General features: G+C 71.5%; 13 protein-coding genes. 7 read left to right on the forward strand and 6 right to left on the reverse strand.

Going from position 1 to position 13688, the window contains the following annotated elements; genetic code table 11:
* Window positions 1–60 precede the first annotated feature (60 nt).
* Together ABEA81_RS30090 and ABEA81_RS30095 are read right to left on the reverse strand one after the other, a co-directional pair.
* A complete protein-coding gene (locus ABEA81_RS30090) occupies window positions 61–435 on the reverse strand; it encodes a hypothetical protein (protein WP_345609634.1) in 375 nt (124 codons plus the stop codon).
* Entirely contained in the window at window positions 432–2393 is a 1962-nt protein-coding gene (locus ABEA81_RS30095) for a M13 family metallopeptidase (protein ID WP_345609636.1), read from the reverse strand. Before ABEA81_RS30095 ends, ABEA81_RS30090 begins: the two co-directional genes overlap by 4 nt.
* Window positions 2394–2712: 319 nt before the next feature.
* Between ABEA81_RS30095 and ABEA81_RS30100 the strand changes: the two genes are divergently transcribed.
* Window positions 2713–5535: an SUMF1/EgtB/PvdO family nonheme iron enzyme gene (locus tag ABEA81_RS30100; RefSeq protein ID WP_345609638.1), complete on the forward strand. Its 2823-nt coding sequence runs from the start codon at window positions 2713–2715 to the stop codon at window positions 5533–5535.
* Here ABEA81_RS30100 and ABEA81_RS30105 read toward each other — a convergent pair.
* Complete coding sequence (locus ABEA81_RS30105; protein ID WP_345609640.1) at window positions 5517–6356, reverse strand: class I fructose-bisphosphate aldolase; 840 nt, start codon at window positions 6354–6356, stop codon at window positions 5517–5519. The two genes, ABEA81_RS30100 and ABEA81_RS30105, sit on opposite strands and share 19 nt — an antisense overlap.
* Window positions 6357–6474: 118 nt before the next feature.
* Window positions 6475–7098 carry a hypothetical protein gene (locus ABEA81_RS30110; RefSeq protein ID WP_345609642.1) on the reverse strand — a complete coding sequence of 208 codons (624 nt, stop codon included), beginning with the start codon at window positions 7096–7098 and terminating at the stop codon, window positions 6475–6477.
* 196 nt (window positions 7099–7294) lie between these two features.
* On the opposite strand from ABEA81_RS30110, the gene ABEA81_RS30115 reads away from it, so the two are divergent.
* Window positions 7295–7510: a hypothetical protein gene (locus tag ABEA81_RS30115; RefSeq protein ID WP_345609644.1), complete on the forward strand. Its 216-nt coding sequence runs from the start codon at window positions 7295–7297 to the stop codon at window positions 7508–7510.
* Window positions 7511–7522: 12 nt separating this feature from the next.
* On the opposite strand, the gene ABEA81_RS30120 is transcribed toward ABEA81_RS30115, so the two are convergent.
* Window positions 7523–7966, reverse strand: a complete 444-nt coding sequence (locus ABEA81_RS30120) for a pyridoxamine 5'-phosphate oxidase family protein (RefSeq protein WP_345609646.1) — start codon at window positions 7964–7966, stop codon at window positions 7523–7525.
* A 178-nt stretch (window positions 7967–8144) separates the two neighbouring features.
* On the opposite strand from ABEA81_RS30120, the gene ABEA81_RS30125 reads away from it, so the two are divergent.
* The 5 genes from ABEA81_RS30125 to ABEA81_RS30145 all read left to right on the forward strand — a co-directional run bounded on the left by ABEA81_RS30125 (window position 8145) and on the right by ABEA81_RS30145 (window position 12871).
* A complete protein-coding gene (locus ABEA81_RS30125) occupies window positions 8145–9749 on the forward strand; it encodes an ABC transporter substrate-binding protein (protein ID WP_345609648.1) in 1605 nt (534 codons plus the stop codon).
* An 88-nt stretch (window positions 9750–9837) separates the two neighbouring features.
* Complete coding sequence (locus tag ABEA81_RS30130; RefSeq protein WP_345609650.1) at window positions 9838–11202, forward strand: Rieske 2Fe-2S domain-containing protein; 1365 nt, start codon at window positions 9838–9840, stop codon at window positions 11200–11202.
* A gap of 47 nt (window positions 11203–11249) precedes the next feature.
* The gene (locus ABEA81_RS30135) at window positions 11250–11459 is read left to right on the forward strand and encodes a dodecin (protein WP_345609652.1); all 210 of its coding nucleotides are present in this window, start codon (window positions 11250–11252) and stop codon (window positions 11457–11459) included.
* Between the two features lie 83 nt (window positions 11460–11542).
* The gene (locus tag ABEA81_RS30140; RefSeq protein WP_345609654.1) at window positions 11543–11911 is read left to right on the forward strand and encodes a TfoX/Sxy family protein; all 369 of its coding nucleotides are present in this window, start codon (window positions 11543–11545) and stop codon (window positions 11909–11911) included.
* A gap of 42 nt (window positions 11912–11953) precedes the next feature.
* Window positions 11954–12871, forward strand: a complete 918-nt coding sequence (locus ABEA81_RS30145; protein WP_345609656.1) for an NAD(P)/FAD-dependent oxidoreductase — start codon at window positions 11954–11956, stop codon at window positions 12869–12871.
* A 36-nt stretch (window positions 12872–12907) separates the two neighbouring features.
* Here ABEA81_RS30145 and ABEA81_RS30150 read toward each other — a convergent pair whose 3' ends face one another.
* Complete coding sequence (locus ABEA81_RS30150) at window positions 12908–13681, reverse strand: aminotransferase class IV (RefSeq protein ID WP_345609658.1); 774 nt, start codon at window positions 13679–13681, stop codon at window positions 12908–12910.
* Window positions 13682–13688: the final 7 nt, after the last annotated feature.

Here is a 13688-nt window from a genome sequence, read left to right on the forward strand (position 1 = left end):
AACCACTTAGCATACCTAACTAAATGCGAGAGGCTCGGTCTCGATCAGGCGAACGCCGGGTCAGTCGGCGAGCCAGCCGTAGGCTGTCTGCCGGGAGATCCCGAGTGCCTTGGCCATGGCGCTGATCTCCAGCCCCTGCCCCTTGCCGGCGGACAGCAGCTCCCGCTGCCGGCCGCGCAGCTCCTCCATGCGCTCGGCGACCTCGCGCATCTGCGCGAGCAGCGCCTTCGCCTCGGGGCCGGCGCCGGTCCGGCTGCGCCCGACGCCCGGCCGCGGGTACCCGCGCACCGCGGCGGCGTCCCACTGCCTGCGCCCCTGCGCGTCGGGCGCCGAGAGCGGCTGCGGTGCCTGGCCGCGCGAGACGTAGCCGAGCCAGGTGGCCGGCTTCACGCCCCACGCGGCCGCGCACTCGGCACTGGTCCAGCGCTCGGTCACCAGATCCGCACCCGCTCGTGCGGAGCCCGGTAGAGCGCGTCGCCCTCCCGCACGCCGAACGCCTCGTGGAACGCGTCGAGGTTCGAGACGACCGCGTTGCAGCGCTGGTCGGGCGGCGAGTGCGGGTCGACCGCGAGCCGCCGGATCGCCTCGGCCTCGCGCGTGACGATCCGCCACACCTGCGCCCATCCGATGAGCACCCGCTGCAGCCCGGTGAAGCCGTCGAGCACCGGTGCCTCGGCGCCGCCCAGCGCGATCTCGTACGCCTTGATCGCGACGGTCAGCCCGCCGAGGTCGCCGATGTTCTCCCCGACCGTGAGCGCGCCGTTGACCTTGTGGTCGGGCAGCCCGGCGGGGGAGAGCGCGCTGTACTGGTCGATCAGCGCCTGGGCGCGGCGCTCGAACTCCGCACGGTCGCCCGGCTCCCACCAGTCGGTCATGTTGCCGTCGCCGTCGTACTTGGAGCCCTGGTCGTCGAACCCGTGCCCGATCTCGTGGCCGATGACGGCGCCGATCCCGCCGTAGTTGGCCGCGTCGTCGGCGTCCGCGTCGAAGAAGGGCGGCTGCAGGATCGCGGCCGGGAACACCACCTCGTTCATGCGCGGGTGGTAGTAGGCGTTGACGGTCTGCGGCGTCATCAGCCACTCGTCGCGGTCCACCGGCTTGCCGACCTTGCCGAGCTGGAAGTCGGTGTTCCACGCGCCGGCGCGCAGCGCGTTGCCGAGCAGGTCGTCGGCCCGGATCTCGAGGGCGGAGTAGTCCTTCCACTTCTCCGGGTAGCCGATCTTCGACCCGAACTTCGCGAGCTTGGCGAGTGCCCGCTCACGGGTGGCCGGGCTCATCCAGTCCAGCTCGCCGATGCTCTGCCGGTAGGCCTCCACGAGGTTGGCGACGAGCTCGACCATCCGCTCCTTCGCCGCGGCGGGGAAGTGCCGCTCGACGTAGAGCTCGCCGACGGCCTCCCCGAGCGCCCCCTGGACGACCCCGACGCCGCGCTTCCACCGCTCCCGCAGCTGCGGCGTGCCCGACAGCGTGCGGCCGTGGAAGTCGAAGTCCTCCTCGACGATCGCCTCGGTGAGGTAGTCGGCGCACGCGGAGGCGGTGTGGATCGCGAGCCACTCCTGCCACTGCGACAGCGGCCGCTCGGCCCAGAGCTTCGCGGCGGCGGCGATGAAGCTCGGCTGCCGCACGATGATCTCGTCGAAGGCGCCGTCCGGCGCGCCGAACGCCGTGAGCCAGGATCCCCAGTCGAACTCCGGCGCGTTCTGCCGCAGCGCCGGCAGCGTCATGAGCGTGTAGGTCTTCTCGGCGTCGCGGTTGGTGACGCGGTCCCACGAGAAGGCCGCGAGCGCGGTCTCGAGCTCCAGGACGCGCTCGGCGAGCCCTGCCGGGTCGGGCAGCCCGACCAGCTCGGCGAGGCGCGCGAGGTGGGCGACGTACGACGCCCGGATCTCGGCGTAGGCGTCCTCGCGGTAGTAGGACTCGTCGGGCAGGCCCAGCCCGGACTGCTCGAGCTGCACCAGGTACCGCGTGGCGTTCTTCGGGTCGGTGGAGACGAACGCGCCGAACAGCGCCGTGCGGGCCTCCCGCTGGCGGCGGCCCAGCACGGCGGCGAGCGCGGCCTTGTCCCCGGCGGCCGCGACCTCGTCGAGCAGCGGCTTCAGCGGCGCCGTCCCGAGCGCCTCGATCCGCTCGACGTCCATGAACGACGCGTACAGGTCGGCGATCTTGCGCGCATCGGTGCCGGCCTCGCCGTCGGCCTCCTCGACGATCGCGCGCACGTCCTCCTCGGCCTTGTCGTACAGCGCCCGGAACGCGCCGTCCTGCGCCCGGTCGTCGGGGATGACGTGCGTGCGCAGCCACTGGCCGTTGACGTGGGAGAACAGGTCGTCCTGCGGGCGGATGGCGGGATCGACCCAGCGCAGGTCGAGCCCGGAGCGGAGTGCCGAGGTCGTCACGGCTCCCATCATGCCTGCGTCCCCGATCCGGGGGGACGAGCCGTGGTCCGCCCGAGGTGGCGTCGGGAAGATGCCCTGCCGTCGATGGAATGCAAGAATGCCTGCCGAGCCGTTCGCCGGCGAAGGCCGGCGCTGCCCGGACGACGTCGACAGGAGGGCGTTCTTGCCTCCAGTCACCACGTTCGGTATCTGGGGGGACAGCCCGCTCGCGAACGAAGAACTGCGCGCCCGGCTACGCGCGGCCGACAGGTCCGCTGAAGTCGTCACTGCGACCCGAAACCAGACCCGAAACCAACGGTTCGATTGTCTCGTCGCGGTAATGCGGCAACCCCTGACGGCGCGCGGCGCGGCGGAGTGGCTCCGGCTGGCCAACCTCGCCGCCGTCGACGTCGCCGTGGTCACCGGTGACGCCCGCGACGGACAGCTCGCGGACCTCCCCATCGGCCCGCGCATCGACTGGAACGGCGACGTCACCGACATCCGCCGGGTGGCCCGCTGGATCGCCGACGTCGAACCGTATCTGGCGGAGTTCCCACGGTCGGTGGTGCCGACGGTGGTTCCCATTGCCGACGCCGACGTCGGCGGCGTCTGCACCACCTCGTCCGAGCTGGTCAGACTCCTGCAGGCGGGGCCGGCCCGATTCGTCGCGGCGACCCCGGCGCTCATCGCGGATATCCGGGACAACCGGCCTGCCCGCAGCCGTGAGGCGTTCGCGCTGCGAACGGTCGTGAACTGGTCGTTCGAACGCCGTGGTCGCATTGTCGCCGAGCTGCCGCTGCGAATACTGGGCTTGGGTGCGAACACATCACCTCCGATGAGCCACTCCCTGCACGACCTGCTCTCGGATCCGCGGACCACGAGCCTCGTGATGGTCATCGGCGAACCCGGTAGCGGCAAGACGCTGCAGCTCAGGCAGCTCGACGCCCAGTGCGCGCTCGACGTCCTGCGTTCCCCGGAAAGCAGCAGACCGCTCGCGACGTTCTACGCACCGCTGTTCGACCACCCGCCCGGCCGGGCGATCGACCTCGACTGGGTCGAGGAATGCTGGAACCGCGCCGTCGACTCCACCGCGTGGTGCAGCTTTCCCGAGTTCCTCGCCGACGGGGGAGCCGTGATCCTCGACGGCTACAACGAGGTGGGAGCGCACTCGCAGCCGCTCACCCAGTGGATGCTGGAGTGGAGGGCCGTCGTCGCGGGCTGCTTCCAGCTCGGAGCGCGGCGCGTCGTCGTGTCCTGCCGCACCCGCGACCAGCTGATCCCGCTGCACAGCGCGCGCGGAGAGGAACCGACGGCGGTCGAGCTCGCCCCCGTGACGGCCCGCCAGATCGTCGCGATCGCCGCGGGGCGCGGGGTCGACGTCGCGCGCGACGTCCGCGCCGCGATCAGCGAGGACCCCGAGCTCGCGCAGTTCTACTCCAGCCCCTTCCGGCTCCAGACCTACCTCGATGCGGGCACGGCCCCCATCGCCAGGACGGATGCCCGGCTGTTCGGCAACGCGATCGCCGCAGCGATCCTGCGCGAACGGGACCAGCTCCACTTCCATCCCCGGCTGTTGCCCGAGCGCGCGATCGCGGCCCTCGTCGCCACCCAGGGGCGCTCGGGAGCCGACCCGTGGCCCTTGCTCGCGGACGTGCCGCTGATCCGGGTGCTCGCCGGCCTCGCCCGCACGATGAGCCGCCCGGCCGACACGGTGGGCGGGAAGCTCGACCGGGTCCGGGCACGGGCCGCGATCGCGGACGGGCTGCGCGAGGAGGGTCTCGACGAGCTGGCGCCCGCTGAGGTCCTCGAGGTCGCGATCGACCTGCACATGCTCGTCGAGGACGAGCGGCGCTCCTACGGCTTCTCGCACCGGATCGTGCGCCAGCTCCTCGCTGCACTGACGATGGACACCGACCGCGTCCTGGAGCTGGTCCACGCCGCGACGGAACCCCGCGCGGGGGACGCGGAAGGGCCCGAGCCGAGGGACGCGGCCGGCGACACGGAGGGGATGGCGTCGGCGGCCGCGCAGCTGCACGGTGAGGACTTCACGGTGAAGCTGGCCGCCGCCGATCCCGTGCTCGCCGCGCGCGCCCACACCGCCGCACGTCTCGACGGCGATTCCGAGACCGGCCGCTCGATCCGCCTCGCGCTGCGCGGCCTGCTCTCCCGGGCCGGCTCCGTCGTCGCCGCGATCGACGCGATGGAAGCGCTCGCGGGGATGGGGTGGAAGTACCCGGCGCCTCGACGCGGCGACCTCGCGTCCGCGATGCACCGCGTCCCGGCGGGGGAGTGGCAGCTGGGTCCGGGCATCGCGGTCCCGGACGTCGACATGACAAAGATCAGCCCCGAAGTGGCGAGCGAGCGGCGGACGATAGAGCTGAAACCGTTCTGGATCGCCGATGTGCCGGTGACCAATGCGGAGTACGCGGAGTTCGTGGCCGACGGCGGTTACCACCAGCGGGATCTGTGGACCGACGCCGGGTGGGACTGGAGGTCGCGCCGGGACACGGTCGAGCAGTTCGTGCTGAACTGGATCCGCAAACGGGACACCCTGCGCGAGCATCCCGAGCGCATCGTGCGGCTCCTGCGCGACCAACTGGCGAGTCCGGCCCAGGCCGCGGCACTGGTCCGGTTCATGGAGCTCGGCGACGACGACCTGGCGCGGTACGCGGGAGAGAACTTCCGGCGCCCCATCGAGGCACCGCGGTTCTGGTCGTACCGCGGGCCGACCTCGGGGCTGCACCCGGTCATCGGGATCTCCTGGCACGAAGCCAACGCGTTCTGCGAGTGGAAGTCCCGGGAGCTCGACGCGCCCGTGCGGCTGCCGAGCGAGGACGAGTGGGAAGCGGCCTGCGTGTGGCGGCTCGGCCGGGCACCTCTCGACGGGCCGATCAACTCGATCGAGTCCGGCGTCGGCGGGACGACGCCGGTGGGGGCGTTCGAGGCCGTCGGGCGGTCCGGCGTCGAGATACCGAAAGACCTGATGGGCAACTGCTTCGAGTGGACGTTCGACTACTACCGCCCGGGCGACCACGTCCGGCGCGTCGTCAAAGGCGGGTCATGGCGCCAGGAGAAGTGGCGGGCCCACCCGGCCTACCGTGGCCGGGGCGACGTGAACATCCGCACGGACGACGTCGGCCTTCGCTACGTCGTCGGGGAATGAGCGGCACCGGAGCAGCATTTGGCGTAGGCGATGCGGAGCCGGTCCCGCAGCTCGTACAGGAAGCTCGCCGGGTCCTTCCGCTCGAATATCTGGCGACCGAATGCCACTCCCCGGGCCCCGACCTCGACGGCGGTCTCGGCGCGGTACAGGACCTCCGGGGTCCGGTCGTACTCCTCCCCGGCGATCAGGACCGGCACTCCGCAGGCCCCGTCGACGACGCGCTGGAAGGATTCCGCCGTGCCCGTGTAGACGGTTTTGATCACCGAGGCGCCGAGCTCGGCCGTCACCCTGACGGCGTGCGCGACCTTGCGGCCGAACCCGTCGGGATCCGCGGCCCGCAGGCCGAAGTAGTTCTCGTCGCTGCCGTCACCGCGGACGCCCCGCGGATAGGTGATCGCGACGACCGGCATTCCGAACCGGCGGGCCTCGGCGACCACGCTCCCGAAGTGCTGGATCATCTCGTTCTCGCCGGGTGCGCTGAAGTTGAGGTGGCAGGCCACCGCCGTCGCCCCGAGCCGGAGGGCGTCGGCGATCGACATGACGGTCACCTTGCGGGTGTGGTCACCCATCAGGGTGCTGGCCGTCAGGTTGACGACGAGAGGTGTGTGCACGAGCTGGTCGCGGCACCGGGACAGCGTCCCCTCGAAGCCGAGCACGGCGTCGAGTTGCGTCACCACATCGGGGGTGAACAGCTCGCGCGGGTCTCGCAACAACCCTTCGGGACCGGCGATCAATGCGTCGTCGACCGGGTGCCACACGGCGGGCACGTCTGCCGGCAAGAGGCGTGCCATCGCCCGGAAGTGGCCGTCGCTTCGATCCATTTCCGCCACCTAGTGCCGAGATATCGACGACCGTTCATCGTGGCCGCCGTCTTGTGCGCGCCGAGGGTAGCCACACCCGTCCGGGTATCCGGATCCGGTCCGGTTATGCCACGCTCCGTCATCCGAGAATGTCGGGGGTGTCGAAGGTCGTGATGACCTCGAGGGCCTCGCCGACGTCGAACTCGCGCGCCATCTCGCGCAGGTGCTCGAGAATCGTCCCGTTGTCGGCGGACGGGTCCTGCGCCAGGGCGAGCACGGCCGACGCGCTCGTCCGGACCAGCGGGTCGGCCCGCGGCTCGGCCGGCGCACCGAGATCCAGCAGCACGCGGCCCAGACGGAGGCACGCCTGCCGGCGCTCCCGGCGGAAGGCGGCCTCGCTCACCCCGCGCCGGCGCCGCAACGCGGCGTCCAGGAGCTCACCCGGGCTCATCGAAGGAATCGTGGTCGGGGAGTCGCCGAAGAACAGCTCGGTCAACAGGCGCCCGTCCTCGGGGCGATCGTCGCCGAGCTCGGCGATCCCGAGCCGGATGAGGGTGCCGATGGCCACCCCGCGATCCGTCGACGCCCGGCGGCCGGCCGGGGAGCAGCTGAGGCTCAGGCGTTGGAGCACCGGGAGCTCGACGGGCGGCTCGGATCCCAGTACGGCGTCGAGGCGTCCGAGGCCCCGGCGGCGGCAGCGGACGAGCTCGTCCGCCACGATCCGAGGCGTCACACCCCCGTGCGGATCGCTGTCGGCGCTCACGGTGCGATGATGGCACGGCACCGGGCGGGCGCTCATCGACCGGCCGATGAATCGCTACTACTCTTCGGTTCTGAGCCACTTCTGACGTTTAGCCACGGCGCCGTGCTGTGCCCGCATGTCGGCCGCGTCACTTCCTCGTCACATCTGCGCCGCAGCCGATCTGGAACTGTACCCGGGGCTCGCCGACCCTGGTTCCATGACCGATAATCTGATCCTCGTCGTCCTGCTCGCCGGAATGGCGTTCGTCGCAGGCGTGGCCGTCACCTTGATCGTCTCCGAGCGTTCTCTCGCGGCCAGACAACGCCGCCAGGCGCTTCGGGAGCGCGAGCTCGCCGAGTTCAGCGCGTTCATCAACGACCGGCTGGCCCTGCTGGCGTCGGGCCGCGACCCGCGCTCCCGCGGTGGACCGTGAGCCGGCCCGGAGTCACGGCTCGCGCTTCATAGAAACCATGGTCCCCCCGACCGTGCCGCCGGTGACCTCGTCGAGGTCGATCAGCACGGCGAACCCCTTCCGCTCGGGGTCGTGGTCGCGTTCCGCCTGCGGGCTCGCGTCGTAGACCGCGGTGCGCGTCTCGGCGTCGTCGGCGACGTGGGCGCGGCCGGAGAACACGTAGGTCGTGCGCGTGTCCGAGTCGCGGTACAACAGGCCGACCGCGGGGTTGCGGGTGATCGCCTCGACCAGCCCCGCGCTCTTGCGGACCCAGAGCGCGAGCTGGTCGGGTCCGTGCACGTGGGTGGAGCCGCGCAGCGACATGCGGGGCCTGCCGTCGGCCACGTAGCTCACGACGACGGGCTTGCCGCTCGTCAGTGCCGAGTCGACCCGCTCGACCATCTCTTCGGTGAGGGTGATGCCCAGTCCTGTCGTCACGTCGTCCTGGTCCTTTGCGTAGACTGGCGGAGTTGCCCTGACGGTAGGCGGGTCGTCCGTCCGAACAGAAATTCTCATTGTTTCTGCCGCGGTATCACCATTGCCTATGTCGTTGACAATCGCGGCCCTCGATCCTTAGCTGAAAGGACCTTCGCGGCTCGATGGGGAGTGCTGGTCGATGCGGCTGTGGCGATTGCTGTCCGTCGTGGCGATGATCGCCGTTGTCGTGCTCGTGGTGTCCTGCGGTGCCGCGCCGGGACGCGGTGCCGGTGCCGATGCCCCGCCGCTCGCCGCCGTCAACCCCTACGGGGGCGATCCGGCCGCGGAGGGCCCGCCGCAACGCGGTGGAACGCTCGTGATGGGGACCACGGCGGAGGCCACGAGCTTCGATCCCACCGTCCTCAACGGCAACTCCGCGGCCAGCGCCGTGTACGACTCGCTCATGCGGATGACGCCGGACGGCGGCGTCGAGCCCTACCTGGCGCAGTCGATGGACAGCCGGGACGGCGGCCGGACGTGGCTGCTGCGGCTGCGACCGGGGGTGCGGTTCCACGACGGCACCGATCTCGACGCGAACGCGGTGATCGTCAACGTCCAGCGGCACATCGACAAGCCCACCTCGCCCGGCCACGGCAGCGCCACGGTGATCCGGTCGATGCGCGCGGTCGACCCGCTGACGGTGGAGTTCGCGCTCACCGAGCCGGTCTCGGAGTTCTCGACGCTGTTCGCGCTGTCGTTCACCGAGGGTGCGCTCGGCATGATCGTCTCGCCTGCGGCGCTGCAGCGGTACGGCGACGACATCGGCAACCATCCCGTCGGCGCCGGCCCGTTCGAGCTCGTCGAGTGGGTCCGCGACTCCCGGGCCGTCCTCGTCCGCAACGAGGACTACTGGCAGCCGGACCTGCCGTACCTCGACCGCCTGGAGTTCCGGCCGCTGCCGGACACCGAGTCGCGGTACGCGTCGGTCCAGAACGGTGACGTCGACCTGATCTTCGCCGGGTACAACCAGGAGCTGGTGCGCGCGCTCGCCGACCCGAACCTGGAGGTCTACTACGGCCCCGGCGACGGCGGTGAGTTCCTGCGCTTCAACTTCGCGAAGCCGCCGTTCGACGACCACCGGATGCGCGAGGCCGTGATCCGGGCGCTCGACGTGAACGCGCTGGCCGTGAGCCAGTACAACGGCCGCCTCGTTGTGGCGAGGAGCCTGTTCGGCGACGACAGCCCGTACCACACGGAGGCGGCGTCCGCCGCGTGGCCGGCCTACGACCCGCAGCGCGCGCGGCAGCTCGTCGAGGAGTACCGGGCCGGCGGGGGCGACCCCGGCTTCACGTTCACCACCAGCACGAGCCGGGTGCAGTTCGCGGAGTTCGTGCAGGCCCAGATGGCCGCCGTGGGCATCCCGGTGGAGCTGAAGTTCTACGACCTCGCGGAGTTCACCTCCACGGTGACCCAGAGCGGCGACTTCCAGCTCACGACGTGGGTGGGCGAGGTCAACACGGCGTACCCGGGCGTGGGCAAGCTGCTGGGCACCGGTGGGAGCGCCAACCACGGCGAGTACTCGAACCCGGAGGTGGACCGGCTCCTCGACGTCGCGCGCGTCAGCCCCGACGCCGCCGAGCGGACCAGGGCCTACCAGCAGATCGAGCTGCTGAGCGGCCAGGACCTCGCGGTGGCGTGGTTCAGCCGCACCTACCGGTCCACGATCGCCCGCCGCGAGGTCAACGGGGTCGACCGCTACGCGCTCGGGACGATGTGGTTCGCCACCGCATGGTTGGCGCACTGATCGTCGACAATTTTGTTGACAGTACTGAGGCCAATCTGATTAGCTATAGCAACCTAATGAGGAGTGGTGGCTTCGGAGAGGGGCGACGATGCTGTCAACCGAGGACAACGAACTGCTCACGCGCGTCGGGCCCGGCACCCCCATGGGGCAGCTGCTGCGCCGGTACTGGACACCCGCGCTGCTGGCCAGCGAGGCGCCCACCCCGGGCGGCGACCCCGTCCGCGTGCGCCTGCTGGGCGAGGACCTGGTCGCGTTCCGCGACCTGAACGGCCGGGTCGGGCTGATCCAGGAGAACTGCCCGCACCGCGGCGCCTCGCTCTTCTACGGCCGCAACGAGGCGGGGCCGGACGGAACCTGCGGGCTGCGCTGCCCCTACCACGGCTGGCAGTTCGACGCCGACGGCCGGTGCATCGACATGCCGAGCGAACCGCCCACCAGCTCCTTCAAGAACCGGGTCACGGCCAAGGCGTACCCCACGCACGAGTCCGGCGGCATCGTGTGGACCTACATGGGCCCGCCCGACTCGCTGACCCCGTTCCGCGACTTCGGCTCCGACACCCTCGCGCCCGAGCACGTCCAGGCCACGAAGATGCACACCACCTGCAACTGGGTGCAGGCGATGGAGGGCAACCTCGACACCTCGCACATCTCGTGGCTGCACCAGTGGGCCGGCGCCGCGGACCTCCCGGACGACGGATCCGACAAGCCCGGCTACCCGTCCAACCCCTCGTCGTGGAAGTTCTGGCTCCACGACCGCGCGCCGCGGCTCGAGGTCGAGGACACCTGGTACGGCTTCAAGTACGTCGGCATCCGCACCACGCCCAACGGGAACAAGCACGTGCGGATGAGCGCCTTCTGCTTCCCGTACCACACCGTGATCGCGACGGTCCCGTTCGGCGTGCGGCACGGCATGTTCGTCCCGATCGACGACTACAACACCTGGCGGATCAGCTTCACCACCCGGGTGATCGACAACTCCCGCGGCGTCGGTGGGGCGCCGCTGTTCTCCGTGTCGCCGTTCAAGCTCGCCCGCGCCGAGGTGGACGGGAACGGGATCGTCCCGCGCGAGTACACCGCCGGGAACGAGTACGGGATCGACCGCGAGGAGCAGCGCACCACGACCTTCTCCGGCATCGCGGAGTTCGCCAGCCAGGACCTCATGGCCACCGAGTCGATGGGCCCGATCTACGACCGCACGCAGGAGCGGCTCGGCACCACCGACAAGGCGATCATCCGCATGCGCAGGCTGCTGCTGGACGCGGCGAAGCGGGTGGCCGCGGGCGAGCAGGCCCCGGCCACGGGACCCGACCACGACTACTTCGAGATCCGCTCCGCCGAGAAGATCCTCGAGCCGGACGAGGACTGGCGCCTGCTCGGCACCAGCGACGACCCGCTCGTGCGCGAGATGGACACGCACGGCCTGCGCGACCGGGAGCCGATCGCCGGCAGCTAGCTCCGGCGCAGATAGCGGCCCCCTCGGCCGCGTGGTTCGCTACCTCGATGGACCACGTCTACCGCGTCACCGAAATCGTCGGCAGCAGCTCGAACAGCCTCGACGAGGCGATCCGGCACGGCATCGCCCGGGCCACCCAGACGCTGCGCAACGTCGACTGGTTCGAGGTCACCGAGATCCGCGGTGCGGTGCAGGAGGACCGCCTGAGCTACTTCCAGGTCGGCATGAAGATCGGGTTCCGGCTCGACGAGGGCTGACGGCCGTTCGCGCGATGCCGCGGCGCAGGCCGGGACGCAGTGGGACATCGCCGGTGTCGGTGGCCGGGCGTAGCGTCCCGGCCGTGGCGTACGACGAGGAGCTCGCGGAGCGGATCCGGGACCTTCTACTGGGCGAGCCGGAGCTCGGCGAACAGAAGATGTTCGGCGGGCTCGCGTTCCTGCTCGACGGCAACATGGCGGTCTGTGCCAGCCGCGAAGGCGGGATCCTGGTGCGCATCGATCCCGCCGACCGCGAACACCTGCTGGCCACCACCGCCGCGTTCCCGACGGTGATGGGCGGCCGCACCATGAAGGGGTTCCTCCGGGTCGATGCGGACGACCTGCGCGCCGATGAGCAGCTCGCCGCGTGGGTCGGCCGCGGCCGCACCTACGCCCGCGCGCTGCCGGCGAAGCGGAGGCGGCCGGCGAATGGCGGCTTTCTCGCGATGTAGGAAACACTGGCCAGCATCTGAGACGTTTGGTTGGCTGTGCGAGTGCTGGAACGTGCAGTTGACGTCCTGATCGTCGGTGGTGGCCCGGCAGGTCTGCAGGCCGCGCTCGTGCTCGGCCGCGCACGCCGCACCGTCGTCGTGATCGACGCCGGGAGCCCGCGCAACCGCGACGCCGACGCGGTGCACAACCTCTGCGGGCAGGAGGGTGTCGCGCCCGGGCGGCTACTGGCGCGGGGCAGGCAGGACGTCTCGCGGTACGGCGTCGAGATCGTTCCCGGTGAGGTGGCCGAGGTGCGCCGGGATGGCGCCCACACGGTGTCCCGCACGGCTTCCGGTGACGTGCTGCGGGCCCGGGCCGTCGTGCTCGCCACCGGGGTGGTGGAGGACCTGCCGGCCGTCGCCGGCCTGGCCGCGCTGTGGGGCCGGGACGTCGTGTCCTGCCCCTACTGCCACGGCTGGGAGGCCCGGGACAAGGCCGTCGCGGTGCTGGGCACGGGTCCCCGTGCGTGGCGCCAGGTCCTGCTGATGCGGCGCTACACCGAGGACCTGGCGCTGCTGGGCAACGGACCGGCCGGGCTCGACGACCAGCAGCTCGAGTACGTCCGGCGCACCGGGATCGCGGTCGAGGAGCAGCCGGTCGCCCGGGTCCGTTCCGAGGACGGGCACCTGGCCGGGATCGAGCTCGCCGACGGCACCGTGCTCGCCCGCGACGTCGTGTTCGCCGCGACCACGCGCCGGCAGCCGTCCGGCCTCGCCGCGGAGCTGGGGTGCCTGATCGAGGTGGCGGGAGTCGGCACCGATCCCGCCGGTCGCACCTCGGTTCCGGGGGTGTGGGCGGTCGGCAGCGCCACCGATCCGAGCCTGACGATCGCCGGGTCCGCCGGGCACGCCACGGGGGTGGCCATCGCGATCAACGACGCGCTCGTCGACGAGGACCTCGCCCTGGCCCTGCGGTCGTGAGCGAGCCGCCGCCGCGCCGGGCGGGTAACCGGCCGGTCAGCTCGCCTCGATGAACCGCCGCAAGGCGTCGGCAGCGGTGGTCGTCCACGGGCCGGGCGCCCTCGGGAGCGGCCGGCCGTCGATCGCGGACACCGGCTGGACCTCGCGCGTGGTCGAGGCGAGGAAGGCCTCCTCCAGCTCGAGGAGCTGGTCGCAGTGCAGCACGCGCGCCGTCGCCCCCGTCAGCTCGAGCACGTGGCGCCGGGTGATCGAGTCGAGGATGTGGTCGGCGAGCGGTGGTGTGTGCAGGCGACCGTCGAGCACGTAGAAGAACGCCGAGGTCGGGGCCTCGAGCACGCGACCGTGCGGCGTCACCAACAGGGCCTCGTCGGCGCCCGCCTCGCCGGCGAGCCGCGACGCCAGCATGTTCGCGGCGTACGACAGCGACTTGACGGCGTCGAGCACCCGCGTCGGCGCGTACTGGATGGTGCCGAGCGTGACGGCGGGCGGCCGGTCGGGAAGCGGGCCGACCACGGCCACGCGCCGCCCGCCGCGCGTGATCAGCAGCCGCAGCGCGCCGTCGACGGTTCCCACCCGCGCGAGCAGCGCGTCGACCTCGGCCAGCGCGGCGTCCAGGTCGAACTCCAGGCGGACGTTCGCCGCCGACCGCCGGAGGCGCTCGACGTGCTCGTCCCACGCGAACGGGCGCCCGGCGTAGAGGCGGGCGACCTCGAACACGCCGTCCCCGCGCAGCAGGCCGTCGTCGGTGATCGGGATCGTCATCTCGTCGGCGGGGCCGATGGTGCCGTCGACCGAAGCCAGCTCGTCCACGGCGGGA

The organism is Pseudonocardia adelaidensis (assembly GCF_039543345.1).
In the GTDB taxonomy this organism is placed as follows: domain Bacteria; phylum Actinomycetota; class Actinomycetes; order Mycobacteriales; family Pseudonocardiaceae; genus Pseudonocardia; species Pseudonocardia adelaidensis.

Coding starts and splice junctions, on each gene's coding strand:
- ABEA81_RS30100 (WP_345609638.1), top strand. CDS start 2,713: ATGCGGCAACCCCTGACGGCGCGCGGCGCGGCGGAGTGGCTCCGGCTG.
- ABEA81_RS30105 (WP_345609640.1), bottom strand. CDS start 6,356: ATGGATCGAAGCGACGGCCACTTCCGGGCGATGGCACGCCTCTTGCCG.
- ABEA81_RS30115 (WP_345609644.1), top strand. CDS start 7,295: ATGACCGATAATCTGATCCTCGTCGTCCTGCTCGCCGGAATGGCGTTC.
- ABEA81_RS30125 (WP_345609648.1), top strand. CDS start 8,145: ATGCGGCTGTGGCGATTGCTGTCCGTCGTGGCGATGATCGCCGTTGTC.
- ABEA81_RS30130 (WP_345609650.1), top strand. CDS start 9,838: ATGCTGTCAACCGAGGACAACGAACTGCTCACGCGCGTCGGGCCCGGC.
- ABEA81_RS30135 (WP_345609652.1), top strand. CDS start 11,250: ATGGACCACGTCTACCGCGTCACCGAAATCGTCGGCAGCAGCTCGAAC.